Annotated in this window: 22 protein-coding genes; 12 read left to right on the top strand and 10 right to left on the bottom strand. The window is 73.0% G+C overall.

The window, feature by feature from the left end:
- Positions 1-429: 429 nt before the first annotated feature.
- The 4 genes from ACGFYH_RS21030 to ACGFYH_RS21015 are packed head-to-tail and all read right to left on the bottom strand — an operon-like array spanning position 430 to position 5,276.
- A complete protein-coding gene (locus ACGFYH_RS21030) occupies positions 430-1,560 on the bottom strand; it encodes an XdhC family protein (RefSeq protein ID WP_393804661.1) in 1,131 nt (376 codons plus the stop codon).
- The gene (locus ACGFYH_RS21025; RefSeq protein ID WP_393804660.1) at positions 1,553-3,700 is read right to left on the bottom strand and encodes a xanthine dehydrogenase family protein molybdopterin-binding subunit; all 2,148 of its coding nucleotides are present in this window, start codon (positions 3,698-3,700) and stop codon (positions 1,553-1,555) included. The genes ACGFYH_RS21030 and ACGFYH_RS21025 overlap by 8 nt, the downstream gene beginning before the upstream one ends.
- Positions 3,697-4,689, bottom strand: coding sequence for an FAD binding domain-containing protein (locus ACGFYH_RS21020; RefSeq protein WP_393804659.1), 993 nt, complete (start codon positions 4,687-4,689; stop codon positions 3,697-3,699). Before ACGFYH_RS21020 ends, ACGFYH_RS21025 begins: the two co-directional genes overlap by 4 nt.
- Entirely contained in the window at positions 4,686-5,276 is a 591-nt protein-coding gene (locus ACGFYH_RS21015; protein ID WP_393804658.1) for a 2Fe-2S iron-sulfur cluster-binding protein, read from the bottom strand. Before ACGFYH_RS21015 ends, ACGFYH_RS21020 begins: the two co-directional genes overlap by 4 nt.
- A gap of 210 nt (positions 5,277-5,486) precedes the next feature.
- Here ACGFYH_RS21015 and ACGFYH_RS21010 point away from each other — a divergent pair, with 210 nt between their 5' ends.
- On the top strand, positions 5,487-6,077 hold the full coding sequence (locus tag ACGFYH_RS21010) for a TetR/AcrR family transcriptional regulator (protein ID WP_393804657.1): 591 nt from the start codon (positions 5,487-5,489) through the stop codon (positions 6,075-6,077).
- Here the strand turns inward: ACGFYH_RS21010 and ACGFYH_RS21005 are convergent.
- On the bottom strand, positions 6,040-6,819 hold the full coding sequence (locus tag ACGFYH_RS21005) for a response regulator (RefSeq protein WP_393804656.1): 780 nt from the start codon (positions 6,817-6,819) through the stop codon (positions 6,040-6,042). The two genes, ACGFYH_RS21010 and ACGFYH_RS21005, sit on opposite strands and share 38 nt — an antisense overlap.
- Positions 6,816-8,462, bottom strand: coding sequence for an ATP-binding protein (locus ACGFYH_RS21000; protein WP_393804655.1), 1,647 nt, complete (start codon positions 8,460-8,462; stop codon positions 6,816-6,818). Before ACGFYH_RS21000 ends, ACGFYH_RS21005 begins: the two co-directional genes overlap by 4 nt.
- A gap of 285 nt (positions 8,463-8,747) precedes the next feature.
- On the opposite strand from ACGFYH_RS21000, the gene ACGFYH_RS20995 reads away from it, so the two are divergent.
- From ACGFYH_RS20995 to ACGFYH_RS20980, 4 genes are all read left to right on the top strand, one after another.
- On the top strand, positions 8,748-9,734 hold the full coding sequence (locus ACGFYH_RS20995) for a Bug family tripartite tricarboxylate transporter substrate binding protein (RefSeq protein ID WP_393804763.1): 987 nt from the start codon (positions 8,748-8,750) through the stop codon (positions 9,732-9,734).
- A gap of 80 nt (positions 9,735-9,814) precedes the next feature.
- Positions 9,815-10,297: a tripartite tricarboxylate transporter TctB family protein gene (locus ACGFYH_RS20990; RefSeq protein WP_393804762.1), complete on the top strand. Its 483-nt coding sequence runs from the start codon at positions 9,815-9,817 to the stop codon at positions 10,295-10,297.
- 1 nt (position 10,298) lies between these two features.
- Positions 10,299-11,798 carry a tripartite tricarboxylate transporter permease gene (locus tag ACGFYH_RS20985; protein WP_393804654.1) on the top strand — a complete coding sequence of 500 codons (1,500 nt, stop codon included), beginning with the start codon at positions 10,299-10,301 and terminating at the stop codon, positions 11,796-11,798.
- A gap of 137 nt (positions 11,799-11,935) precedes the next feature.
- The gene (locus ACGFYH_RS20980; protein ID WP_393804653.1) at positions 11,936-12,259 is read left to right on the top strand and encodes a putative quinol monooxygenase; all 324 of its coding nucleotides are present in this window, start codon (positions 11,936-11,938) and stop codon (positions 12,257-12,259) included.
- 23 nt (positions 12,260-12,282) lie between these two features.
- Here the strand turns inward: ACGFYH_RS20980 and ACGFYH_RS20975 are convergent, their stop codons facing one another.
- Entirely contained in the window at positions 12,283-12,705 is a 423-nt protein-coding gene (locus tag ACGFYH_RS20975; RefSeq protein ID WP_393804652.1) for a secondary thiamine-phosphate synthase enzyme YjbQ, read from the bottom strand.
- 55 nt (positions 12,706-12,760) lie between these two features.
- Between ACGFYH_RS20975 and ACGFYH_RS20970 the strand changes: the two genes are divergently transcribed.
- Entirely contained in the window at positions 12,761-13,840 is a 1,080-nt protein-coding gene (locus ACGFYH_RS20970) for an NAD(P)-binding domain-containing protein (RefSeq protein ID WP_393804651.1), read from the top strand.
- A gap of 12 nt (positions 13,841-13,852) precedes the next feature.
- On the opposite strand, the gene mltG is transcribed toward ACGFYH_RS20970, so the two are convergent.
- Positions 13,853-14,758 carry an endolytic transglycosylase MltG gene (mltG, locus tag ACGFYH_RS20965; RefSeq protein ID WP_393804650.1) on the bottom strand — a complete coding sequence of 302 codons (906 nt, stop codon included), beginning with the start codon at positions 14,756-14,758 and terminating at the stop codon, positions 13,853-13,855.
- Between the two features lie 43 nt (positions 14,759-14,801).
- Entirely contained in the window at positions 14,802-16,604 is a 1,803-nt protein-coding gene (locus ACGFYH_RS20960) for an ABC transporter ATP-binding protein (protein ID WP_393804649.1), read from the bottom strand.
- Between the two features lie 155 nt (positions 16,605-16,759).
- Between ACGFYH_RS20960 and ACGFYH_RS20955 the strand changes: the two genes are divergently transcribed.
- Positions 16,760-17,221 carry a MarR family winged helix-turn-helix transcriptional regulator gene (locus ACGFYH_RS20955; protein WP_393804648.1) on the top strand — a complete coding sequence of 154 codons (462 nt, stop codon included), beginning with the start codon at positions 16,760-16,762 and terminating at the stop codon, positions 17,219-17,221.
- A 16-nt stretch (positions 17,222-17,237) separates the two neighbouring features.
- On the opposite strand, the gene ACGFYH_RS20950 is transcribed toward ACGFYH_RS20955, so the two are convergent.
- A complete protein-coding gene (locus ACGFYH_RS20950) occupies positions 17,238-17,990 on the bottom strand; it encodes a L,D-transpeptidase family protein (RefSeq protein WP_393804647.1) in 753 nt (250 codons plus the stop codon).
- Positions 17,991-18,221: 231 nt separating this feature from the next.
- Here ACGFYH_RS20950 and ACGFYH_RS20945 point away from each other — a divergent pair, with 231 nt between their 5' ends.
- The 5 genes from ACGFYH_RS20945 to ACGFYH_RS20925 all read left to right on the top strand — a co-directional run bounded on the left by ACGFYH_RS20945 (position 18,222) and on the right by ACGFYH_RS20925 (position 23,203).
- A complete protein-coding gene (locus ACGFYH_RS20945; RefSeq protein WP_393804646.1) occupies positions 18,222-20,090 on the top strand; it encodes an ABC transporter ATP-binding protein in 1,869 nt (622 codons plus the stop codon).
- Entirely contained in the window at positions 20,087-21,868 is a 1,782-nt protein-coding gene (locus ACGFYH_RS20940) for an ABC transporter ATP-binding protein (protein ID WP_393804645.1), read from the top strand. Before ACGFYH_RS20945 ends, ACGFYH_RS20940 begins: the two co-directional genes overlap by 4 nt.
- 186 nt (positions 21,869-22,054) lie before the next feature.
- Positions 22,055-22,183 carry a hypothetical protein gene (locus ACGFYH_RS20935; RefSeq protein ID WP_393804644.1) on the top strand — a complete coding sequence of 43 codons (129 nt, stop codon included), beginning with the start codon at positions 22,055-22,057 and terminating at the stop codon, positions 22,181-22,183.
- Between the two features lie 213 nt (positions 22,184-22,396).
- Positions 22,397-22,867: a DUF5709 domain-containing protein gene (locus tag ACGFYH_RS20930; RefSeq protein WP_393804643.1), complete on the top strand. Its 471-nt coding sequence runs from the start codon at positions 22,397-22,399 to the stop codon at positions 22,865-22,867.
- A gap of 63 nt (positions 22,868-22,930) precedes the next feature.
- Positions 22,931-23,203 carry a type B 50S ribosomal protein L31 gene (locus ACGFYH_RS20925; RefSeq protein ID WP_393804642.1) on the top strand — a complete coding sequence of 91 codons (273 nt, stop codon included), beginning with the start codon at positions 22,931-22,933 and terminating at the stop codon, positions 23,201-23,203.
- The last annotated feature ends 2 nt before the right edge of the window (positions 23,204-23,205 follow it).

Genomic DNA, 23,205 nt, shown 5'->3' with positions numbered 1-23,205 from the left:
CTCCCCCACCGGCCCGTCGCGCGGCGGCCACCGAGCCGGCGTCCTCGGGCCGACGGACGGGGCGACCGGCGGACGCCGCGCGCCTGTACCGGTGTACCGGCGGCCATGCGGGCGCGCGCGGCCCGGTGGCCGATCCGGGCGGACGCCGCATGCCGCGACCTCGGCCAGGCCCCGCCGGGCAGCCGATCCGGTCCCGTCGAGCCCGCCGACCCGCCCTGATCGAGCCCGCCGATCCTTCCCAGTCGGGCGACCGGCTTGGTCACAGCCGTCGGGGACCGCGTCGACAGGGCCCGACAGTGACCGGCCGGGGGCCGCCATGGCGGAGGCGGGGCGGCGGGGCCACGACGACGCCGGCTGCGATGCCGCCTCGGCGGGGCTCGGCGGACGAGAGTTGGCCCCGTCCGATCCCGCCCGCCCCGCCCCGCCCCGTCAGGCGGCCGCCCCCGTCAGGTCACGGTGGATCGGTGTGACCCCGCCCGTCAGCGGTGCGCCCGTGCCGCCGCGGCGGGCCGCGACGATCTCCGCCGCGATGGACAGCGCCGTCTCCTCGGGGGTGCGGGCGCCGAGGTCCAGGCCGATCGGTGAGCGGAGCCGGGACAGCTCGTGCTCGGTCAGGCCCGCCTCGCGCAGCCGTCGGTCGCGGTCCTCGTGAGTGCGGCGCGAGCCCATCGCGCCGACGAACGCGGCCGGCCTCCGCAAGGCCTCCGTCAGCAGCGGCACGTCGAACTTGGCGTCGTGGGTGAGGACGCACAGCACCGTGCGCTCGTCGGTCGGAATGCCCCGCAGATAGCGGTGCGGCCAGTCGACGACGACCTCGTCGGCCTCGGGGAAGCGGGCCGGCGTGGCGAAGACGGGCCGGGCGTCGCACACGGTGACGTGGTGACCCAGGAACTTCCCGGCCCGCACCAGCGCCGCGGCGAAGTCGACCGCACCGAAGACGATCATGCGGGGCGGCGGCACACTCGACTCGACGAGCAGGGTGAGCCCGCCCGGGCAGTGCGATCCGTCCTCCGAGAGACCGACCTCACCGGTGCGGCCCGCGTCCAGCAGCGCCCGGGCCTCGGCCACCGCCGTGCGGTCCAGGTACGGATGGCCGCCGAGACCGCCCTCGTGCGAACCGTCGGGCTGGACGAACAGGGCCCTGCCCAGCAGCTCGGTCGGGCCCTTGACGACCCGGGCCAGGGCCGCGGTGCCGCCCCGGGCGGCGGTGGCCAGCGCCGCCCGGAACACCTCCCGGGACGGCGCGTCCGCGCCGACCGGGGTGACCAGTACGTCGACGATCCCGCCGCAGGTCAGTCCGACGGCGAAGGCGTCCTCGTCGCTGTAGCCGAAGCGTTCGCGCACCGTCTCGCCGGTACGCAGGGCGTCGGAGCACAGCTCGTACACCGCGCCCTCCACACACCCGCCGGAGACCGAGCCGATCACGGTGCCCCCGCTGTCGACGGCGAGGGCGGCGCCGGGCCCGCGCGGTGCGCTGCCGCCCACGGAGACGACGGTGGCGACGGCGAACTCCCGGCCCTCGGCCAGCCAGCGGTCCAGGTCCTGGGCGATGTCAAGCATCCGCCGCTCCCCCGCCCGCTGGCACCGCCGACAGCACCCGGTCCGGCCGGATGGGCAGGTTGCGGTGGCGCACGCCGGTCGCGTGCCAGACGGCGTTGGCCACGGCCGCCGCGGCACCCACGATGCCGATCTCGCCGACGCCCTTGATGCCGACCGGGTCGTCGGGGTCGGGGTCGTCCACCCAGTCCGCCTGGATGTCGCCCACGTCGGCGTTGGTGGCGACGTGGTAGCCGGCGAGGTCGGGGGCGTAGAGGCCGCCGCTCGCCCGGTCCCGGACCGCCTCCTCGTGCAGGGCCATGGAAATGCCCCACACCATGCCGCCGACAAGCTGGTTGCGGGCGGTGAGCGGGTTGACGATCCGGCCCGCAGCGAAGATGCCCAGCATGCGGCGCACCCGCACCTCGCCGGTGGCGGTGTCCACGGCGACCTCGGCGAACTGCGCGCCGAAGGAGTGCCGTTCCTTCTGGGCGAGGGCGCCGAGGGCGGCGGTGGTGTCGGACCGCACGGTGATGCCCTCCGGCGGGACGGTCGTGCCCAGGGCCAGCCGTTCGCGCAGTTCGCGGGCCGCCTCGGTGATCGCCCAGGCCCAGGAACGTGTGCCCATCGAGCCCCCCGCGATCATGGCGGGGCCGAAGTCGCTGTCCCCGATCCGGACCCGGACCCGGTCGGGCGCGACCTCCAGGGCGTCGGCGGCGATGAGGGTGAGCGCCGTGCGGGCACCGGTGCCGATGTCGGCGGCGGCGATCCGCACGGTGTAGCCGCCGTCGGCCTCCGCGGTCAGGACGGCCGTGGAGGGGCCGGCTCCCGCGTGGAAGGAGGCGGCGGCCGTGCCCGTGCCCAGCAGCCAGCGCCCGTCGCGGCGCACCCCGGGGCGCGGGTCGCGCCCGGCCCAGCCGAACCGCCGGGCTCCCTCGCGGAAGCAGGCGTCCAGGTTGCGGCTGCTGAAAGGCAGACCGGAGACCGGACCGACCTCGGGTTCGTTGCGCAGGCGCAGCTCGACGGGGTCGACGCGGCAGCGCTCGGCGAGTTCGTCGAGGGCCGACTCGATCGCGAAGGACCCCGGCGCCTCGCCCGGCGCGCGCATGAACGTCGGCGACGGCACGTCGAGCGGCACCACCTGGTTGGCGGTGTGGTGGGCGTCGGCGTCGTACATCACCCGGGCCACACCGGCGCTGGGCTCGACGAACTCGTAGACGGTGGACGTCTGGCTCAGCGAGCGGTGCTCCAGGGCGCGCAGCCGGCCGTCGGCGGCGGCGCCGAGACGCACCCGCTGGAGGGTGGGGCTGCGGTAACCGGCCAGCGAGAACATCTGCCGCCTCGTCATGACCACGCGCACCGGCCGCTGCAGCTCGGTCGCGGCCATCACGGCGGCGACCTGGTGGGCGCGCAGGCCCTTGCTGCCGAAGCCGCCGCCGATGTGCTCGGAGCGCACCCGCACCGCGGACGCGTCGAGGGAGAACATGTTCGCCAGTTCGCCCTGGATCCAGGTGGTTCCCTGGTTGGAGTCGACGATCTCCAGCCGGCCGCCGTCCCACCGGGCCGTGGCGGCGTGCGGCTCCATCATGCTGTGGTGTTCTTCGGGAGTGGAGTACTCCTCGTCCACCACGACGGCGGACGCGGCGAGGCCGGCGGTCAGGTCACCCTTCGCGGTCTCGCCGGGCATGACCCCGTCGGCCGGGTGGGCGTCGGGGTGGTCCGTGCCGAGTGCGGTGCTGTGCGGTTCCTGGTCGTAGGCGACGACGAGGGCCTCGGCGGCCTCCCGGGCCTGCTCGGACGTCTCGGCGACGACGAGGGCGACCGGCCAGCCCACGTGGCGCACCCGGTCCTGCTGGAAGACGGCGGCGGTGGGGTCCGGCGGGATGCCCAGCAGGCCGACGTAGTCGGTGTCGACGCGCGGGGCGTTGCCGTGGTGCAGGACGGCGAGCACGCCCGGCATGGCGAGGACGGCGTCGGTGTCGAGGGAGCGGATGCGGCCGCGGGCGACGGTGGAGAGCACCAGCCAGCCGTGCGCGAGGTCGGCGAAGGGGATCTCACCGGCGTAGCGGGCCGCTCCCGTGACCTTGTCGCGGCCCTCTACGCGGGTGTGCGCGGTGCCGACGGCGCCCCTGAGCGCCGTACGGCCGGTGGTGGCGGTGGTCATCGGGCGGCCTCCTCGGCGAGTTCGGTCAGGACGGCCACCGCGAGGTTGCGCATGAGGGTCACCTTGTATCCGTTGTCGGGCAGCGGCCTGGCGGCCGCGAGTTCGGCGTCCGCGGCGGCGGCGAAGGTGTCGCCGTCGGCCGGTGCCCCGGTGAGGACGGCCTCGGCCGCGCGGGCCCGCCAGGGCCGCGACGCGACCGCGCCGAAGGCCAGCCGGGCCTCGCGTACGACGCCGTCCTCGACGTCGAGGGCGGCGGCGACCGAGCCGATCGCGAAGGCGTACGAGGCCCGCTCGCGCACCTTGCGGTAGCGGGAGCGGGCGGCGACCGCGGCGGGTGGCAGGGTGACGCCGGTGATCAGTGCGCCGGGCGGCAGGGCGGTCTCCAGGTGCGGGGTGTCCCCGACGGGGAGGTAGAAGTCGGCCAGCGGCAACTCGCCGGGCCCGTCGAGGGTTTCGTAGCCGACGACGGCGTCGAAGGCCGCGAGGGCCACGCCCATGTCCGAGGGGTGCACGGCCACGCAGTGGTCGGAGGCGCCCAGGACGGCGTGGTTGTGGTGCTCGCCGGTGACGGCGGAGCAACCGCTGCCGGGGGCGCGCTTGTTGCAGGGTTTGCTGAGGTCGGTGAAGTAGCCGCAGCGGGTGCGCTGGAGCAGGTTGCCGCCGACGGTGGCCATGTTGCGCAGCTGGCCGGAGGCACCGGCCAGGACCGCCTGGGCCAGTGCCGGGTAGCGGCGGCGCACTTCGGGGTGGGCGGCGAGGTCGCTGTTGGTGGCGGTCGCGCCGATGCGCAGGCCGCCGTCCGGGGTCTCCCCGACGCCGTCCAGGGGGAGTTCGCGGACGTCGACGAGCCGGGCCGGACGCTCGACGCCGGTCTTCATCAGGTCGACGAGGTTGGTGCCGCCGCCGAGGAAGCGGGCGTCCGGGTCGGCGGCGAGCAGTGCCACCGCGCCGGAGACGTCGTCGGCGCGCTGGTATCCGAACTCCCTCATGCGGCCGCCTCGGTGGTCTCGGCGCGGTCGGCGTCTTGGGCCGCCGTCCCGTGGGCCTCGGCGGCACGGGTGACCGCCTGGACGATGGAGACGTAGGCGCCGCAGCGGCACAGGTTGCCGCTCATCCGTTCGCGGATCTCGTCCGGCGTCAGTGGCGGGGGCCCGGCCTCGGGGCGTACGTCCTCGGTGGCGGCGCTGGGCCAGCCGGCCGCGTGTTCCTCTATGACGGCGATCGCCGAGCAGATCTGCCCGGGTGTGCAGTAGCCGCACTGGTAACCGTCGAGGTCGAGGAATGCCTGCTGCACCGGGTGCAGCCGGTCGCCCTCGGCCATTCCCTCGATCGTGGTGATCTCCCGGCCCTCGGCGGCGACGGCGAGATTCAGACAGGAGACGGCGCGGCGCCCGTCGACCAGGACGGTACAGGCACCGCACTGCCCCTGGTCGCAGCCCTTCTTGGTACCGGTGAGATCGAGGCGCTCACGCAGGGCGTCGAGCAGGGTGGTGCGGTGGTCGACGGTCAGCTGGTGCTTCTCGCCGTTGATGTTCAGGGTGACTGCGCTGGACGTCGACGAGGGCGCTGGGGCCATGGTCAGCCTTCTTTGGTGTCTGGTGACAGGGACAATGGGCTGTGGGCAGCGGGGTCATCCGTGGCCGGAGGGCCACGGCCGGTTCTTCCGGCCGCGTCCGCCGCTAGAGTGGGCGGGTAACCGGACAGCTGTCCGCTCACTGGAAAACGTAACGGACAGTTGTCCGGTTATCAAGCACGGGATTCGGCCACGAACCCGGGAGGAGGACGAGTGCCGCCGCCGAAGAGGGACAAGACGGACGCACCCCTGCGCTCGGACGCACAGCGCAACCGCGAGCGCATCCTGCGCGTCGCCACGGAGGAGCTGACGCGCTGCGCGAACGTCCCGCTGAGCGCCATCGCCAAGAAGGCGGGCGTCGGGCAGGGCACCTTCTACCGCAACTTCCCGCACCGCGAGGCGCTCGTCCTGGAGGTCTACCGCTACGAGATGCGGCAGGTGGCCGACGCCGCGCCCGAGCTGCTGGCCACGCGGGAGCCCGAGCGCGCCCTGCGCGAGTGGCTGGACCACCTGGCCCGGTTCGCCATGACGAAGGCCGGTCTGGCGGACGCGATCCGGATGGTCACGAGCGCGCCCGGGGGACCGGCGAAACCGGAACCCGCCCCGGTGACGGAAGCGGCCGAACTCCTGCTCCGCGCCAACGAGGAGGCCGGCACCATCCGGCCGGGAGTGTCGTCGGACGACTTCTTCCTCGTCATCGGCGGTCTCTGGCTGATCGATTCCGGCGAGGACTGGCAGTCGCGGGTCACCCGGTTCCTGGACTTCGTCATGGACGGGCTGCGGGCGGGAGCGCCAGGCCGGTGACCGCGCCCCGGAAGCGGTAACGGCGCTCGGGGCGGCCCGCCACCCCGTAGCGCAGGGAGACCTCCGCGCTGCCCACGGTGTGGAAGTGCTCCAGGTAGCGGCGGGCGCTGACCCGGGAGACGCCGGTCAGCGCCGCGCACTCACTGGCGGACAGGGTGCCGTCGGCCTCACGGAGGGTTCGCTCGACGAGTTCGGCGGTCTCCACGCTCATGCCCTTGGGCAGCGCCGGGGCGGTGGCGGCCTGTGCCGCGGCGCCGGCCAGTACGCGGTCGACATCGGCCTGGCTGCGTACCACCGTGCCGAGCAGCCGGCCCCGCTGGACGGCGTAGCGCTCCAGCCGTACCCGCAGGTGGTCGAACTCGAACGGTTTGAGCAGGTAGTCGACCACGCCGTGCCGCACGGCGCCGCGCACCGCGTCCGCCTCGCGGGCCGCGCTGATGACCATGACGTCGCAGTCGTGTCCGGCGGCGCGCAGCCGGGGGATGACGTCGAGGCCGAAGACGTCCGGCAGGTACAGGTCGAGCAGGACCAGGTCGGGGCGCAGTTCCCCGACGGAGGCGAGCGCCTGCTCACCGGTACCGGCGACGCCGACCACCCGGAAGGGCTCGACCCGTTCGACGAAGGCGCGGTGGACGCGGGCCACCATGAAGTCGTCGTCCACCACGAGCACGCCGATCGGACCGGCGGCACGGGGCGCCGCGGTCGGGGCACTCCCGTCGGACGTGCCGCTCGTTGCCGTCATGGTGCCGCTCCTTCCGCCACCGCGTCGGTGAGGTGGCTGACGGTCATGCGTGCGGTGAACACGGCCCCCTCGGGGGTGTTGGCCACCGAGATCTCACCGCCGTGACGTTCGCAGACCAGCCGGGTCAGCGCCAGGCCGATGCCGCGCTCGCCCTGCCGGGCGGCCTTGGTGGTGAAGCCGTGGGAGAAGACCTCGCGGGCCAGTTCGGGCGCCACCCCGGGTCCGGAGTCGCGGACCACGATCTCGACGCTGGCGGCGTCCTGCCGCAGCTCGACCTCGACCCATGCCTCGTGCTCGTCACCGGGTGCCGCGGCGGCGTCCACGGCGTTGTCGACCAGGTTGCCGACCACGGTGGCCACGTCGGCGGCGTCCTCCGGAGCCAGCCGGTCCAGCGCCGTGCGGTCCGAGACGCGCAGCGCGACCCTGCGCTCGGCCGCGAGGGAGGACTTCGCCGTGATCAGGGCGGCGACGGCGGTGTCACGCACCCGACGGCTGAGGGTGACGTCCAGGGACTGGCGGCGCCGGCTGAGCCCGCGGATGTAGCGCACCACCTCGTCCCGCTCACCGATCTGGACGAGCCCGGAAATGGTGTGCAGCTGGTTGGCGAACTCGTGGGCCTGGGCGCGCAGCAGCTCGGAGGTGCTGCGGAAGGCACCGATCTCCCGTTCCAGGCGGGCCAGTTCGGTACGGTCGCGCAGGGTGGTGACCGAGCCGAGCGGGCGGCCGTCCTTGGTGACGGTCATGCGGTTCATGACCAGGACCCGCCCGTGACGGACGACCACCTCGTCACGCGGTTCGGCCGCCTCGGGGGTGGCTCCCGCGAGGACGTCGCGCAGGCGCCCGTCGATGCCGAGGCCGTCCAGGCTCTGGCCGACGCAGTCGGCGGGCAGGTCGAGCAGGCGCCGGCCCATCTCGTTGACCAGGGTGAACCGGTGCTGCGGATCGAGCGCGACGACGCCCTCGGCGATGCCGTACAGCATGGCCTCCCGGTGCTCGGCGAGGCCGGCGATCTCGCGGGGCTCCAGGCCGAGGGTCTGCCGTTTGACGCGCCGGGCCAGCAGCCAGGAGCCGGCGACGCCGAGGCCGCTGGCGATGCCGAGGTAGGCGAGCAGGTAGGAGGAGGCGCCGCTGAGGCGCTGCCACACCGTCGGGTCGGCCTCGCCGACCATCACCGTGCCGAGCCGGCGGCCGAGGAGCGGCCGGGTGGCGCCGAGTACCGGGACCTGGGCGACGAGTTCCCGGCTGCTCTGCACGGTCAGGGGCCCCGACCAGCCGCTTCCGGCTCCGGAGCCCTCGCCGCGCGGCAGCCGGCCGCCTATGAGAGTGGGGTCGGTGGAGCTGACGACGCGGCCGTGGGCGTCGGCCACCGTGACGGAGGTGACCCCGGACTGGGTCTGCGTGGAGTTCACCAGCGGGGCGAGGGCCTCCTGCGGCACGGGACGCAGCAACTGGCTGCGGACCAGCGGCGTGGCGGCCAGCTGCTCGGCCAGGGCGGTCACCCGGCGGCCCTCCACGCGGTTGAAGGTGGCCTTGGACTGGGCGAGCGAGACGGCGGCGACCGCGAGCAGGACGACCACGACGATGGCGAGCTGGAGGACCAGCATCTCGCCCGCGAGGGTCTGACGGCGGAAGGCGGGGGCCACGGCGGACTCGTTCTCGGCTCAGGAGGGGGCGGGGGTGCCGGGTCGCCATCATGGCGCCCACCTGCGACGAGGGAAAGAGATGTGCCCTCATCGCAATGAACCGGCGATGTCCCGGCGACGTACCGGCACTGTCGCGGCCCCGCCGCGGCGACCGCAATGAACACAACCACCCTTGGTTCCGCAAGGCAGACAGGCGGCGGCCGCGCGGGCACCATGTGGCCCGCGTCACCCTCCCCCGCGGGGCTTCCCCGTATCGATCTACCCGACCGACAGGTGGTGTCCTACGTGCGTCTGCGCACTCCCCTCGCCCTGCTCGGGGCCGCCGTGCTCGTGCTGGCCGGACCGCCGTTGCTCTCCTCCGGCGACGAGTCCGATTCCGGCACCCGGATCCCGGGCCTGCGCTTCATGGTCCCCAACACGCCGGGCGGCGGCTACGACATCACCGCCCGCACGGCCGCGAAGAACGCCGAGGACGCCGGACTCACGCACAACATCGAGGTGTTCAACCTGCCCGGCGCGGGCGGCACCGTGGGGCTGAGCCGGCTGGTGAGCGAACACGGCAACGGCAAGCTCGCCATGTCCATGGGTCTCGGCGTCGTGGGCGCCGTCCGTTCCAACCACGCCCCCAAGACCCTCGCCGACACCACGCCGATCGCACGGCTCACCGAGGAGCAGGACGTCGTCGTGGTCGCCAAGGACTCGCCGTACAAGACGATCGACGAGCTGATCGTCCGGTGGAAGAGGGACCCGGGCAAGATCCCGGTGGGCGGTGGTTCGTCGCCGGGCGGGCCCGACCACCTCGCGTCGATGCTGATGGCACAGGCCGCCGGGATCTCGCCGAAGTCGGTCAACTACATCCCCTTCGACGGCGGGGGCGAACTGCTCGCCTCGATCCTTGGCAACAAGGTCGGCTTCGGGGTCTCCGGCGTCGGCGAGTATTTGGACCAGATCAGGGCGGGTGAGCTGAGGGTGCTCGCGGTGACCGGTCCCGAGCGGGTGGACGACCTCGAGGACGCGCCGACGCTCAAGGAGTCCGGCTACGACGTGGACTTCACCAACTGGCGCGGCATCGTCGCCCCGCCCGGCCTGTCCGAGGCGCAGCGGGACAAGCTGACCCGCCTCGTCGAGGAGCTGCACGACTCGCCCGAATGGAAGAAGTCCATGGACCAGAACGGCTGGGACGACGCGTTCCTGACCGGTGACAAGTTCGGCGACTTCCTGGACGCCCAGGACAAGCGCGTGGTGTCGGTGCTGAAGGAGCTGGGACTGTGACGACGCCGGCCCACTCCTCCCCCTCCCCGGACTCCGTCACGGGCCCCGCTCCGGCCCCGCCGGCCGGGAAGCACTCGTGGCTGCGCGAACACTCCGAACTGGGCGTGTGCGTCCTGCTGCTGGCGCTCGGCGCGCTGGTCCTGACCGACGCGCTCACCATGGACGTCGACATCACCCAGCGCGGGCCGGTCGGCCCCAAGACCGTGCCGGTCGTGGTCGGCATCGGCCTGCTGGTGATCGCCGCGCTGCTCGCCGTCGACGTCCTGCGCGGCGGCCGGGGCGAGGCCGAGGGCGGCGAGGACATCGACCTGTCCGAACCGGCCGACTGGCGCACGGTGCTGCTGCTGTCCGGGATCTTCCTCGGCGCCGCGGCGCTGATCGAACCGGCCGGCTTCCCCGTGGCCGGAGCGCTGCTCTTCTGGGGCGCCGCGTTCACCCTCGGCAGCCGCCGGGTGGACCGCGATCCGCTGATCGCCGCGGTGCTGTCCCTGGTCACCTACGTCGTCTTCGACAAGCTGCTCGGAGTGCCGCTGCCCGGCGGCCCGCTGATGGGAGTGCTCTGACATGAACGCCCTCAACTCCCTCATGGACGGGTTCGGTACGGCTCTCACGCCGCTGAACCTGCTGTGGGCCGCCCTGGGCGTGCTGCTCGGCACCGCCATCGGCGTGCTGCCCGGCATCGGCCCGGCGATGGCGGTGGCACTGCTGCTGCCGGTGACGTACGGACTGGACCCGGTCGCCGCGTTCATCATGTTCGCCGGGATCTACTACGGCGCGATGTTCGGCGGTTCGACCACCTCCATCCTGCTCAACACCCCCGGTGAGAGCGCCGCCGTGGTCGCGGCCATGGAGGGCAACCCCATGGCCAAGGCGGGGCGCGGTGCGCAGGCGCTCGCGGCCGCGGCCATCGGTCACTTCGCGGGCGGCATGATCGGCACCATCCTGCTGGTGGTGCTGGCGCCGACGGTCGCCGGCCTGGCGGTGGACATCGGCGCGCCGGACTACTTCGCCATCATGGTGCTGGCGTTCATCGCCGTGACGTCGGTGCTGGGTTCCTCCCGGGTCAGAGGCCTGGCCTCGCTGCTGATCGGCCTGACGATCGGCCTGGTGGGCCTGGACCAGATGACGGGCCAGCAGCGGCTGACCTTCGGCTCGCTGCAACTCGCCGACGGCGTGGACGTGGTGATCGTGGCGGTCGGTCTCTTCGCGATCGGTGAGGCGCTGTGGGTGGCGGCCCACCTGCGGCGCGGGGCGGCCGAGCCGATCCCGGTGGGCCGTCCGTGGCTCGGTCGCGGTGATGTGAAGCGCACCTGGAAGTCCTGGCTGCGCGGTCCGCTGATCGGCTTCCCGTTCGGCGCGATCCCGGCGGGCGGGGCCGAGATACCCACGTTCCTGTCGTACGTGACGGAGAAGCGGCTGTCCAAGCACAAGGACGAGTGGGGCAAGGGTGCCATCGAGGGCGTGGCCGGCCCCGAGTCGGCGGCGTCGGCCTCGGCCGCGGGCACACTGGTGTCCATGCTGACCCTGGGCCTGCCGACCACGGCGGTCGCCGCGGTGATGCTCGCCGCCTTCCAGCAGTACGGCATCCAGCCCGGCCCCCTGCTCTTCGAACGCGAGCCGGAACTGGTGTGGGGCCTGATTGCGTCCCTCTTCGTCGGCATGGTGCTGCTGCTCTGCCTGAACCTGCCGCTGGCGCCGGTGTGGGCCAAGCTGCTGCGCGTCCCGCGGCCGTACCTCTACGCGGGGATCATGTTCTTCGCGGCGGTCGGCGCGTACGCGGTCGGCGGTGAGGTCGTCGACCTGGTGATCCTGCTGATCATCGGCCTGGTCGGGTTCGGCATGCGGCGCTACGGCCTGCCCATCCTGCCCGCGGTGATCGGCGTCATCCTCGGCCCGAACGCCGAGCAGCAGCTGCGCCGGGCCCTGCAGATCAGTGACGGCAGTGTGTCGGGCCTGGTCGACACGCCGTTCTCGGTGACGGTGTACGCGGTGATCGTGCTGCTGCTCGCCTGGCCGCTGGTGAAGCGCCTGGTCGGCCGGGGACGGGCGCGGGCCGACGCCTGACCCACGGCCCGGTGCCGCGGGCACCGGCGGCCGCCTCCTCCGGCCGAGCCGCCGGTGCCCGCGGCACGGGACCGGGTAGGGATGCGGACGGCGAGGTGCTCGCTCCGTTCCCGGCCGCGCTCACAGAAGGCGAACTCATGATCTTCATCACGGCGAAGTTCCAGGTGCTCCCCGAACACGCGGACCGGTGGCCGGAGATCGCCGGCGCATTCACCCGGGCCACCCGGGCGGAACCCGGCTGCCTCTGGTTCGACTGGTCCCGCAGCGTCGACGACCCCAGGGAATACGTGCTGGTCGAGGCGTTCCGCGACGACGAGGCGGGCGCCGCACACGTCCGGTCCGCGCATTTCAGGGCCGCACAGGAGGAACTGCCGCGCCACCTGGCCCGGACGCCGCGCATCGTGAACGCGACGATCGGCCAGGACGACTGGTCGGAACTCGGCGAGATGGCGGTGCATTAGGCACCGGGCCGCGACGGCGCGGGTCAGCCGAGGAAGCTCAGCCGGACCCGGCGGTCGGGATTGTCCCGGTTGGTGTCGACCAGGCACACCGACTGCCAGGTCCCGAGTTCCAGGCGTCCGCCGATCACCGGCAGCGTCGCGTGCGGTGGTACGAGGGCGGGCAGGACGTGGTCACGGCCGTGGCCGGGGCTGCCGTGGCGGTGCTGCCAGCGGTCGTCGGCGGGGAGCAGGGTGTGCAGGGCGGACAGGAGGTCGTCGTCGCTGCCGGCGCCGGTCTCGATGATCGCGATCCCGGCGGTGGCGTGCGGGACGAAGACGTTGAGGAGGCCGTCGCGGCCGGACGCCGCCTCGCGGAGGAACGACTCGCAGTCACCGGTGATGTCGGCGACCCGCTCCGCCGGGCCGGTGGCGAGGCTGAGGACTCTGGTGGTGAAGGCAGCAGGCATGCCCCCATCCTGACACCGGGGGAAGACCGGGGCCTCCGGCGCCGTTGGTAGAAACGTGAACAACACACGCGAGGTCGAGGTCGTCGTCATCGGGGCCGGTCAGGCCGGGCTCGCCGCCGCCCATCATCTGCGCCGTTCCGGTTTCGCACCGGCGGGCGACTTCGTGGTGCTCGACCACTCCCCCGGTCCCGGCGGCGCGTGGCAGTTCCGCTGGCCGTCGCTGACGTACGGCAAGGTGCACGGGATGCACGCCCTGCCGGGCATGGAGCTGACCGGCGCGGATCCGGCACGGCCGTCCGCCGAGGTCGTGGCCGAGTACTTCGCGGCGTACGAGCAGGCCTTCGACCTGCGGGTCAGGCGGCCGGTCGATGTCGGCGCCGTGCGCGAGGGGGCGGAGGGACGACTGCTCGTCGAGACGTCGGCCGGGCCGTGGTCGACGCGTGCGCTGATCAACGCGACCGGCACCTGGGACCGCCCTTTCTGGCCGCGCTACGCGGGTCAGGAGACTTTCCGGGGACGGCAGTTGCACACGGCGCAGTACGCCGGGCCGGAGGAGTTCGCCGACCGGCGCGTGGTCGTGGTGGGCGGCGGCGCCTCCGGAACGCAGCACCTGCTGGAGATCGCCCCGTACGCCGCGGCCACCACGTGGGTGACCAGGCGGCCTCCCGTCTTCCGCGAGGGCCCCTTCGACGAGGAGGCGGGCCGGGCGGCCGTGGCGCTCGTGGAGGAGCGGGTCCGGCAGGGACTGCCGTCGAAGAGCGTGGTGTCGGTGACGGGGCTGCCCCTGAACGACGTGGTCAGGGCCGGGCTGGAGTCGGGTGTGCTGGACCGGCAGCCCGTGTTCGACCGGATCACGCCCGAGGGGGTGGAGTGGAGTGACGGGCGGCGGGTGGCCGCGGACGTCATCCTGTGGGCGACCGGTTTCCGGGCCGCCATCGACCATCTCAGGCCGCTGCGGCTGCGGGAGTCGGGCGGCGGTATCCGTGTCGAGGGGACGCGCGCGGTCGCCGACCCGCGGATCCATCTCGTCGGTTACGGCCCCTCGGCCAGCACCGTCGGCGCCAACCGGGCGGGACGCGCGGCCGTGCGGGACATCAGGCGGCTGCTGGCCGACTGCGAGCCGGTCGCCGCGTGACGCCCCGCCCGGTCACTTGGCGGCCTCTGCCTTCTCGGAGGCACTCTGCCGAAGGCGGTTGAACTCGGCCACATTGCGCTGGTGCTCGGCGTAGTCGGCGGTGAAACGGGTGTCGCCCGCCTTGACCGTGACGAAATAGAGCCAGTCACCGGGGGTCGGGTTGATCGCGGCGTTCATCGCGTCGTCGCCCGGATTGGCGATGGGGGTGGGCGGCAGTCCCATGCGCTGGTATGAGTTGTAGGGACTGTCGAGCTTCGTGTCCTTGGTGGTGGTCTTCAGGGTGGAACGGCCCAGGGCGTAGTTGATGGTGGAGTCCATCTGCAGCGGCATGCCGCGTTCCAGCCGGTTGAAGATCACCCGGGCCACCTTGCCCATGTCCTCCTTGGCGGCGGCCTCCGCCTGCACGATGCTGGCGATGGTGACCGCCTGGTAGACGTTCAGCGCGTTGCGCTGGGCGCCCGCGGCGACCGGCGCGCCGGTGAACTTCTTGTTCGCCGTGTCGACCATGGCCGTCAGCAGCTTCTCCGGGGTCGGGTTCTCGCCGAGTGGGTAGGTGGCCGGGAAGAGATAGCCCTCGGGGTTGCCCTCGGCGTCGTTCGGCAGCTTGAGATTGGCCTCGGCCAGGGACTTCTTGGTGGTGCCCGCGGGCAGGGCGAGGGTCTTGTCGACCGCCCCGTAGACCTGCGTCGCGCGCCAGCCCTCCGGGATCACCAGGGACGTGGGGCGGGACTCGCCCTCGTCGTCCGTCGTCAGCAGCGGCACCGCCACGGCGGTACCCGCCACCAGGGCACCGGTCGCGATCAGGGCGATGCGGCCCCGGCGCGTCAGCCGGATCGTTCTCCTGGGGCTTCTGGGGATTCTGGGGTCTCTGGGGCCTCTAGCGCTCCTCGCGCTCCGTGACGGAGAGTTCGTCTGCATGCGGGCACGGTAACCCCCAGTCGCCAGCAAACCCGGCATATCGTCATCTTGTCGGCTCCAGTCGGGCGTCCCTGCGCACCAGTGCGGCATAAGCCCCTTCCTGCGCCAGCAGTGCCTCGTGCGTGCCCTGTTCGGCCAGGCGTCCGGCGTCGAGGACCACGATCCGGTCGGCGTCCCGGACGGTGGACAGGCGGTGGGCGATGGTGATCGTGGTGCGGTTGGCGGCCAGGGCGTCGATGGCCTGTTGCACGGCCGCCTCGGTGCGGGTGTCCAGGGCACTGGTCGCCTCGTCGAGGACGAGCACGGGCGGGTCGCGCAGGATGGTGCGGGCGATGGCCAGGCGCTGCTTCTCACCGCCGGAGAACCGGTGGCCGCGTTCGCCGACCACCGTGTCGTAGCCGTCGGGCAGGGCGGCGATGTGATCGTGGATCTGGGCGGCCTTCGCCGCCGCGACCAGCTCCGCGTCGGTGGCGTCCGGCTTGGCGAAGCGCAGGTTCTCGGCGACCGAGGCGTGAAAGAGGTACGTCTCCTGCGAGACGACGCCGACGGCGCGGGCGAGGGTGTCGAAGTCGAGGTCGCGCACGTCGACGCCGTCGAGGGTGACCCGGCCGCCCGTCACGTCGTAGAGCCGCGGCACCAGGTGGCCGAGCGTGGACTTGCCGGCGCCGGTGGGGCCGACGACGGCGAGGCTGCTGCCGGCGGGGACGGTGATGTCGACGCCGTCGAGGACCGGGCCGCCCTTGCCGCCGTAGCCGAAGCCGACGTTCTCGAAGCGGACCTCGCCCTTGATGTGGCCGAGGTGGACGGGATCCTCCCGCTCGGTGATGTCGATCGGCAGGTCGAGGTACTCGAAGATGCGCTGGAAGAGCGCGAGCGAGGTCTGGATCTGCACGCCGGTCGACAGCAGGCTCACGGTCGGGCGGAACAGCCCCTGCTGGAGCGAGACGAAGGCGACGATCGTGCCGAGGGAGACGTCGGGGCCGCCCAGTTGCAGGGCGATGCCCGCGGTCCAGTAGATGACGGCCGGCATGGCGGCCATGACGATGGCGATGACGGCCATCCGCCAGCGGCCCGCCATGTTCGACTTCACTTCCAGGTCGACCAGGCTCTCGGACTCGTCCGCGAAGGCGCGGGTGAGCGAGTCGGACCGGCCCATCGTGCGGCCGAGCAGGATGCCGCTGACGGACAGCGACTCGGTGACCGTGGCGGCCATGGCGGCCATCTGCTTCTGGCGCCGGGTGGCGATCTTCCTGCGCTCCCGGCCGACGCGGCGGCTGATCCACACGAACACGGGGAGCAGGAGCAGCGAGACGACGGTGAGACGCCAGTCGAGGACGACCATGGCGACGATCGTGGCGACCACGCTGGTGAGGTTGGAGACGAGGGAGGTGGCCGTGGAGGTGACGGTGGCCTGCATGCCGCCGATGTCGTTGGCGATGCGGGACTGGACCTCGCCGGTGCGGGTGCGGGTGAAGAAGGCGAGGGACATCTGCTGCAGCCGGCCGTAGACGGTGGTGCGCAGGTCGTGCATGACGCGCTGGCCCACCGTGGTGGAGATCAGGGTCTGCAACACGCCGAAGACACTGGTGAGGACGGCACCGAGGATCATGCCGAGGGCGAGCAGGCTCAGCAGGCCCGTGCGCCCCTCGGGGATCGCGACGTCGAGGATCTCCCTGAGCAGGAAGGGCGTGGCGACCGACACCAGGGACGCGGCGCCGACCAGCAGGCCGACGACCGCGAGGCGGCGCCGGTAGGGGCGGAACAGCTTGAGGATGCGACGCACCTGCCGGGGCTGTTCCCCGGCGTCGGCCGGTGCGGTCCAGGCGGATTCGCGATCGGGGTGCATGGGCTCCTTCGGAGGCGGCGGGGGAGGCCGGCGAGACCTGCGGGGCAGACGGACGGCAGCCCTCCGGGGACCGCCGCGAGGTCGCGCGGACCTTACGGATCATAGGTCATTGTTACCTATACTCACAATGAACGTCATCCTGATATTGTTCCCGTATGACCGCCCCCGATCCCGACGGCCTGCTCGCCGAGCAGTTGCTGCGGCTCACCCGCCGGGTGCACCGCATCCAGAAACGCCATCTCGAGCACCGCGACCTCGGCATCACACCGGCCCAGTCCCGGCTGCTGCGCACGCTGGCGCACTACGGTTCACCCCCTCGCATGGCCGACCTCGCCGAGCGCCTCGAGGTCGTGCCCCGGGCGGTGACGACCCTGGTGGACGGGCTGGAGGCGGCCGGAAAGGTGCGCCGCGTCCCGGATCCCGCCAGCCGCCGGGTCATCCGGATCGAGCTGACCGAGGACGGGGGCGCGGCCCTGCGGGAACTGCGCGGCGCGCGCCGGTCCGCCGCCGAGGAGATCCTGGCCCCGCTGACCGACGAGCAGCGCGCGGTGCTGGGCGGACTGCTGGACACGCTGATCGACGGGCCCGGCATCGGTGAGGGCCGGCGCACGGCGTGAAGCGGGAAGCCCGTGCTCAGGTCTCCAGGTCCGCCCTGTCCCCCATCACCACCACGGGGTGCCGGTCCGGGTCGAGTGTGCGCAGCAGGTACTCCATCGCCGGCTTGGGCAGACTGACGCAGGCCGACGTCCCGCTGCCGTGGTCCATGTGCAGCCAGATCGAACCGCCCCTGGACGTGCCTTCGGGGCGGGTCGGGTCGTTCGGCGGGGTGCCCCTGACCCGGTTGTAGTCGATGGCTATGACGTAGTCGAAGTCGTGCCAGTACGACTTGGCCCACCACCGCGGTGCCGCGAAGCTCTCGGACCGGCTGTACGGCAGCCCGGTTCCGGGGGCCGGGTCCGGGAGCACGCCGCCCGCGTCGCTCAGCGTGAACACACCGACGGGGCTGCGCTTGTCGTCCTCGTGGTGGTCGGTCGTCCACCCCTTCCTGCCGTTGTGCGCCGCCCAACTGCGGGCGCGGTGCCAGGCGGAGCCCTGCTTCGCGTAGAGCACGACCGTGGAGTCGGCGGAGTCCTTCCCGGCGCCGTACACCGCGACGACCTGGCGCGAGTCGGTGGGGATGCGCCGCTGGAGCCGGTCGCCGACGCCGGGGATTCTCGTGGGGTCGGCCGTGGCACTGCTCCGGCCCGCCTCCCCGGCAGGTCCGCTCGCCCGGGAGTCCGCACCCTCCCCCGACGGGCCGCCGCAGGCGGACAGCGCCGTCACCGCCAGCAGGGAGCCGAGAGCCGCCATCGCGACCGCCGTACGCCGTCCACCACCACGTGCCATCCGTCCATGGTCGCACTCGCTCCGGGCATGCCGTCAGGAATCCGGCGGACGGGCGCGGGCGAGGGAGCCGCGGGCGGACGCGGACGGCGTGCGGCGGGCCGTAGCCGTATTCGCGGCCCATCGCGGAAAACCGCTTGATTTTCGGCACGCGGCGACGCGAACCTGTCACGGTTTGCAGCCTCTCGATGCCGCATAGCAACGGCACTCCCTGACACGAGCCACTGGGACGTCATGCAGATCCAAGACCTTCCGTATCCCGACCCGGGCGTGCCGGACGCACGCTCGGGCCCCCGATTCCTGTGGTGGCTGTTCCGCAACCAGCTGGGTGGGCAACTCAAGTCGCTGGCCTGGGGTTTGCTGCACTTCGCCTCCGTCTCCGCCCTGCCCTTCTGCGTCGGTCTCGCCATTCAGGCGGTCGTCGACCGCTCCGGCACCGGGCTCGCCCTCGCGGGCGGCGTCATGGTGCTGTGCTGTGCCGGCAACGCGATCGGCGACACCTTCCTGCACCGCGCCGCCGTCACCAACTGGATCACCGCCGCGGCCCGCGTCCAGCAACTCCTGGCCCGCAGGACCGCGGTACTGGGCTCGGCACTGACCCGGCGGGTCGCGGCCGGTGAGGTCGTGGCCGTGTCCACCGGGGACGTCGAGAAGATCGGCTGGTTCGTGGAGGCCGTCTCCCGCTTCACCGCCGCCGCGCTCACCATCGTGCTGGTCTGCGTGGCGCTGGTCGTCTACCAGCCGGCGCTCGGCGTCGTGGTGATCGTGGGCCTGCCGGTGCTGGCCCTCGCGGTACTGCCGCTGCTGCCCCGGGCCACCCGTCGGGCCGACGTACAGCGGGACAAGGCGGGCCGCGCCACCGAACTCGCCTCGGACACCGTCGCGGGACTGCGCGTGCTGCGCGGCATCGGCGGCGAGGAACTCTTCCTCGACCGCTACCGCAGCGCCTCCCAGGAGGTGCGCCACGCGGCCGTGCGCAGCGCCCGCATGTGGTCCCTGATCTCCGCGATCCAGGTGCTGCTGCCGGGGCTGCTGCTGATCGCTGTGGTCTGGCACGGCGTCCGTCTGGCCCGCGAGGGCCGCATCGGCGTCGGCGAGCTCGTCACCGTCTACAGCTCCGTCATGATCCTCACCTACCCGCTGCGGCACTTCGAGGAGATCGCCATGGCGTACTCCTTCTCCCGCCCCTCGGCCAAGCGGGCGGCACGGGTGCTGGCATTGCAGCGCACCACGGACACCGCGGGCTCGCGCCCCGCCGAGGTCCCGACCGGTGACCTGGCCGACCCGGCCACCGGTCTCCTGGCGCCGGCGGGCCGGTTCACCGCCGTGGTGTGCGGTGACCCGGACGAGGCCGGGCGCCTGGCCGAACGGCTCGGCGGGCACCCCGCCCAGACGGGCACGTCGGCCCTGCTGGGCGGCGTGCCGCTGGACGAGCTGCCGCTGAAGTCCGCGCGCACCGCCGTCCTGGTGCAGGACAAGGACCCGGTGCTGCTCTCCGGCACACTCCGCGAGCTGCTGGACGTGCCGGCGTCCGGTGCCGTCGGCGCCGACGACGCGCTGGCCGCCGCCCAGTGCGGCGACGTACTGACGGCGCTCGCGCAGGGCTCGCTCGGCACCGACGATCCGATGGACGCCCGCATCACCGAGCGGGGCCGGTCGCTTTCGGGCGGCCAGCGCCAGCGGCTGGCACTGGCCCGGTCCCTGATCACGGACCCGGAGGCACTGGTCCTGGACGAACCGACCTCGGCCGTCGACTCGCACACCGAGGCCCGGATCGCGGAAGGCGTACGAGCACTGCGCACGGGGCGGACCACGGTGGTGTTCACCTCGTCGCCGCTGTTGCTGGACCGCGCGGACCACATCGTGTTCCTGCACGACGGCGAGGTCGCCGCGGTCGGAACCCACCGGGAACTGCTGCACGCCGAGCCCCGGTACCGGGCGGTGGTCACCCGCGAGACCGACGAGGAGACCGCGGCGCACGCCGGCGGCGTACCCGTGAGGAGGGCGTCCGCCAAGGCCCCGGCCGACGACGGCCGCGACGACGCCCTGAGCGACGACGTCGACGTACTGCGCCGACTGGAAGAGATCGAGGAGACGGCATGATCGGCGTCGCGCCCCCGCCCTACGACCCGGCGGCTCCCACGACGGCCAGCACCCTCCCCGTCGGTGCTCGCCCGACCGTCCGCGCGTACGTGGCTGAACTGCTGCGCAGGCACCGTCGGGCGTTCGTCTTCCTCGTCACCGTCAACACCGTGGCCGTGCTGGCCTCGATGGCGGGCCCCTACCTGCTGGGCGGGCTCGTGGAACGCGTCGCGGACGACGCGCGCGAGCTGCGTCTCGGCCTCACCGTCACCCTCTTCGGGCTCGCCCTCGTCGTGCAGGCCGTGTTCGTACGAGAGGTACGGCTGCGGGGGGCCATGCTCGGCGAGCGGATGCTGGCCGATCTGCGCGAGGACTTTCTCGTACGGTCGGTCGGACTGCCGCCCGGCGTACTGGAACGGGCCGGCACGGGTGACCTGCTCTCCCGGATCACCACGGACATCGACCGGCTCGCCAACGCCATGCGCGAGGCCGTGCCCCAGCTGGCGATCGGCGCCGTGTGGGTGGTGCTGCTGCTCAGTGGCCTGGTGGTCACCGCGCCGCCACTGGCACCGGCGGTGCTGATCGCGGTGCCGCTGCTGGTGATCGGCTGCCGCTGGTACTTCCGCCGGGCGCCCTCCGCCTACCGCTCGGAGGCCGCCGGGTACGCCGCGGTGGCCGCCGCGCTCGCCGAGACCGTGGATGCGGGGCGCACCGTCGAGTCCCACCGCCTCGACGCCCGTCGCATCGAACTGTCGGAGCGCCGGGTCAAGGAGTGGACGGCCTGGGAGCGCTACACGCTCTGGCTGCGGTCGGTGCTCTTCCCGGTCATCAACGTCACTCATGTGACCGTGCTCGCCTCCGTCCTGCTCATCGGCGGTGTTTTCGTACTCCAGGGCTGGATCGGGGTCGGTCAGCTGACCACGGCCGCGCTGATCGCGCAGATGCTCGTCGACCCGGTCGGCATCATCCTGCGCTGGTACGACGAGCTGCAGGTGGCCCAGGTCTCCCTGGCCCGGCTGGTCGGCGTGCGGGACATCGAGCCGGACGCCGGCGACCCCGCGTCGGCCCCCGACGGACGGCACGTGCACGCCGACCAAGTGCACTTCGGCTACCTCGAGGGCGTGGACGTCCTGCGCAAGGTGTCGCTGGAAGTGGCCCCCGGCACGAGGCTCGCGCTGGTCGGTCCCTCGGGTGCCGGCAAATCCACGCTGGGCAGGCTGCTGGCGGGCATCTACGGTCCGCGCGAGGGCCGGATCACCCTGGGCGGCGCGGAACTGTCCCGGATGACCGCGGAAGGGGTCCGCTCGCACGTCGCCCTCGTCAACCAGGAGCACCACGTCTTCGTGGGTTCCCTGCGCGACAACCTCCGCCTCGCCAGGACCGGCGCCACCGACGCCGAGCTGTGGGCGGCGCTGGGCGCGGTCGACGCGGACGACTGGTCCCGCGGGCTCGACGAGGGTTTGGACACCGAGGTCGGCTCGGGCGGCTTCTCGCTCACCCCGGCGCAGGCCCAGCAGATCGCGCTGGCCCGCCTGGTGCTGGCCGACCCGCACACCCTGGTGCTGGACGAGGCGACGTCCCTGCTCGACCCACGGGCCGCGCGCCACCTCGAACGGTCGCTGGCCCGGGTCCTGGACGGCCGCACGGTCATCGCGATCGCCCATCGTCTGCACACCGCACACGACGCGGACGTCATCGCCGTGGTCGAGAACGGCCGGATCAGCGAGCTGGGCAGCCACCAGGAACTCGTCGCGGCGGACGGCGCCTACGCGGCGCTGTGGCGGTCCTGGCACGGATGAGGACGGCGCGCGCTTCGAAGGCGGGGTGGTCACGGTAGGGGCGGTGGGGCGACGGCCCGGGCCGGCCGGGCCGGGCCACGCTCCGGGAGCCGTGAGCCGCCCGGCGGACTCCGTGGTGCGCCGGGCGTGTGACAGGCCGGGCCGGACAGGAGCGCCGGGCCACTCGAACGTACCGGGCGGACAGGAGTGGCCGGACGGGGCAGCGGCGCCGCGCGCATCCGGGACGCCGGGCCGGTCGAGGACGCCGGGTGGGGCGGTGACACGGCGCTGGTCGGCGAGGGCTGGAGGATGGTCGGCGAGGGCTGGAATAGCTGACGGAGCCGGTGGGACGGGCCTGGCGGGTACCCCGGCAGGGTCCGTGCCGTTGCGCGGTACCGAACGGGAGTGGAAGGCTGGGAGGAGGCACCGGCTCGGGGTAGGCCCGGGAACCGTGCGGTTCCGCGACGGATGAGGCCTGTGCCCCGTGCAGCGGCGGCCCGCCGCGGGCCACGGCGAGAAGGGGCCGGTCCCCACCCCCTGGAGGTACCCGTGAACAGCGCCGACGGATGGGGAGACGACGTCTACCAGCCGGACGGATCCGAGCAGAGGGAGGACACCGGGCTGCTGGACGGTGAGGACACCCTCGAGGAGGACGGTGTCGACGATCCCCTCGACCGGGGCTGGTCTCCGCCCGAACGGCCCTGGGCGGTGGAGCACACCGGTGTGACGGCCGCCGAACGGCACCGCGGCGAAACACTGGATCAGCGGCTCGCCGAGGAGCGGCCGGACCTGCTCGCACCCGACGGCGACGGGCTGGGCGACTCCGACGGCACCGACGGGGAACTGCTGGACAACGAGGTCGGAGCGGACCGCTCCGGCCGGCTCGTGGCCCCCGACGAAGGGGCGCACGAGGACGAGGAGCCGGCACTGGTCGCCCTGGACGTGGGCATCGACGGCGCGGCCGCCTCCGCGGAAGAGGCCGCGATGCACGTCGTCGACGAGGACTCCCCGCCCGGCTGACGCCACTCGCGACGGCAGGCCCGTGCCGTCGCCCCACTGATCCGCGCCGTACGAGGAGCAGCCATGCAGCAGGACAAGCACCCCGACTACCGGCCCGTCGTCTTCCGTGACCGCAGTGCCGGGTACGCCTTCCTCACCCGGTCCACCGCGACCAGTGACCAGACCATCGCGTGGGACGACGGCGAGACCTACCCGGTGGTGGAGGTGGAGATCTCCTCGGAGAGCCACCCCTTCTACACGGGCAGGGCGCGAACGGTGGACTCGGAGGGCCGCGTCGCCCGCTTCGAGCGGCGGTACGGCCCCGGCGAGGGGCGGGGCACCGGCGAGCCCGGCTGAGC

Origin of the sequence: Streptomyces sp. NPDC048392, assembly GCF_043200575.1 — a bacterium.
In the GTDB taxonomy this organism is placed as follows: domain Bacteria; phylum Actinomycetota; class Actinomycetes; order Streptomycetales; family Streptomycetaceae; genus Streptomyces.
This window is presented reverse-complemented; position numbering and strand designations above follow the sequence as displayed.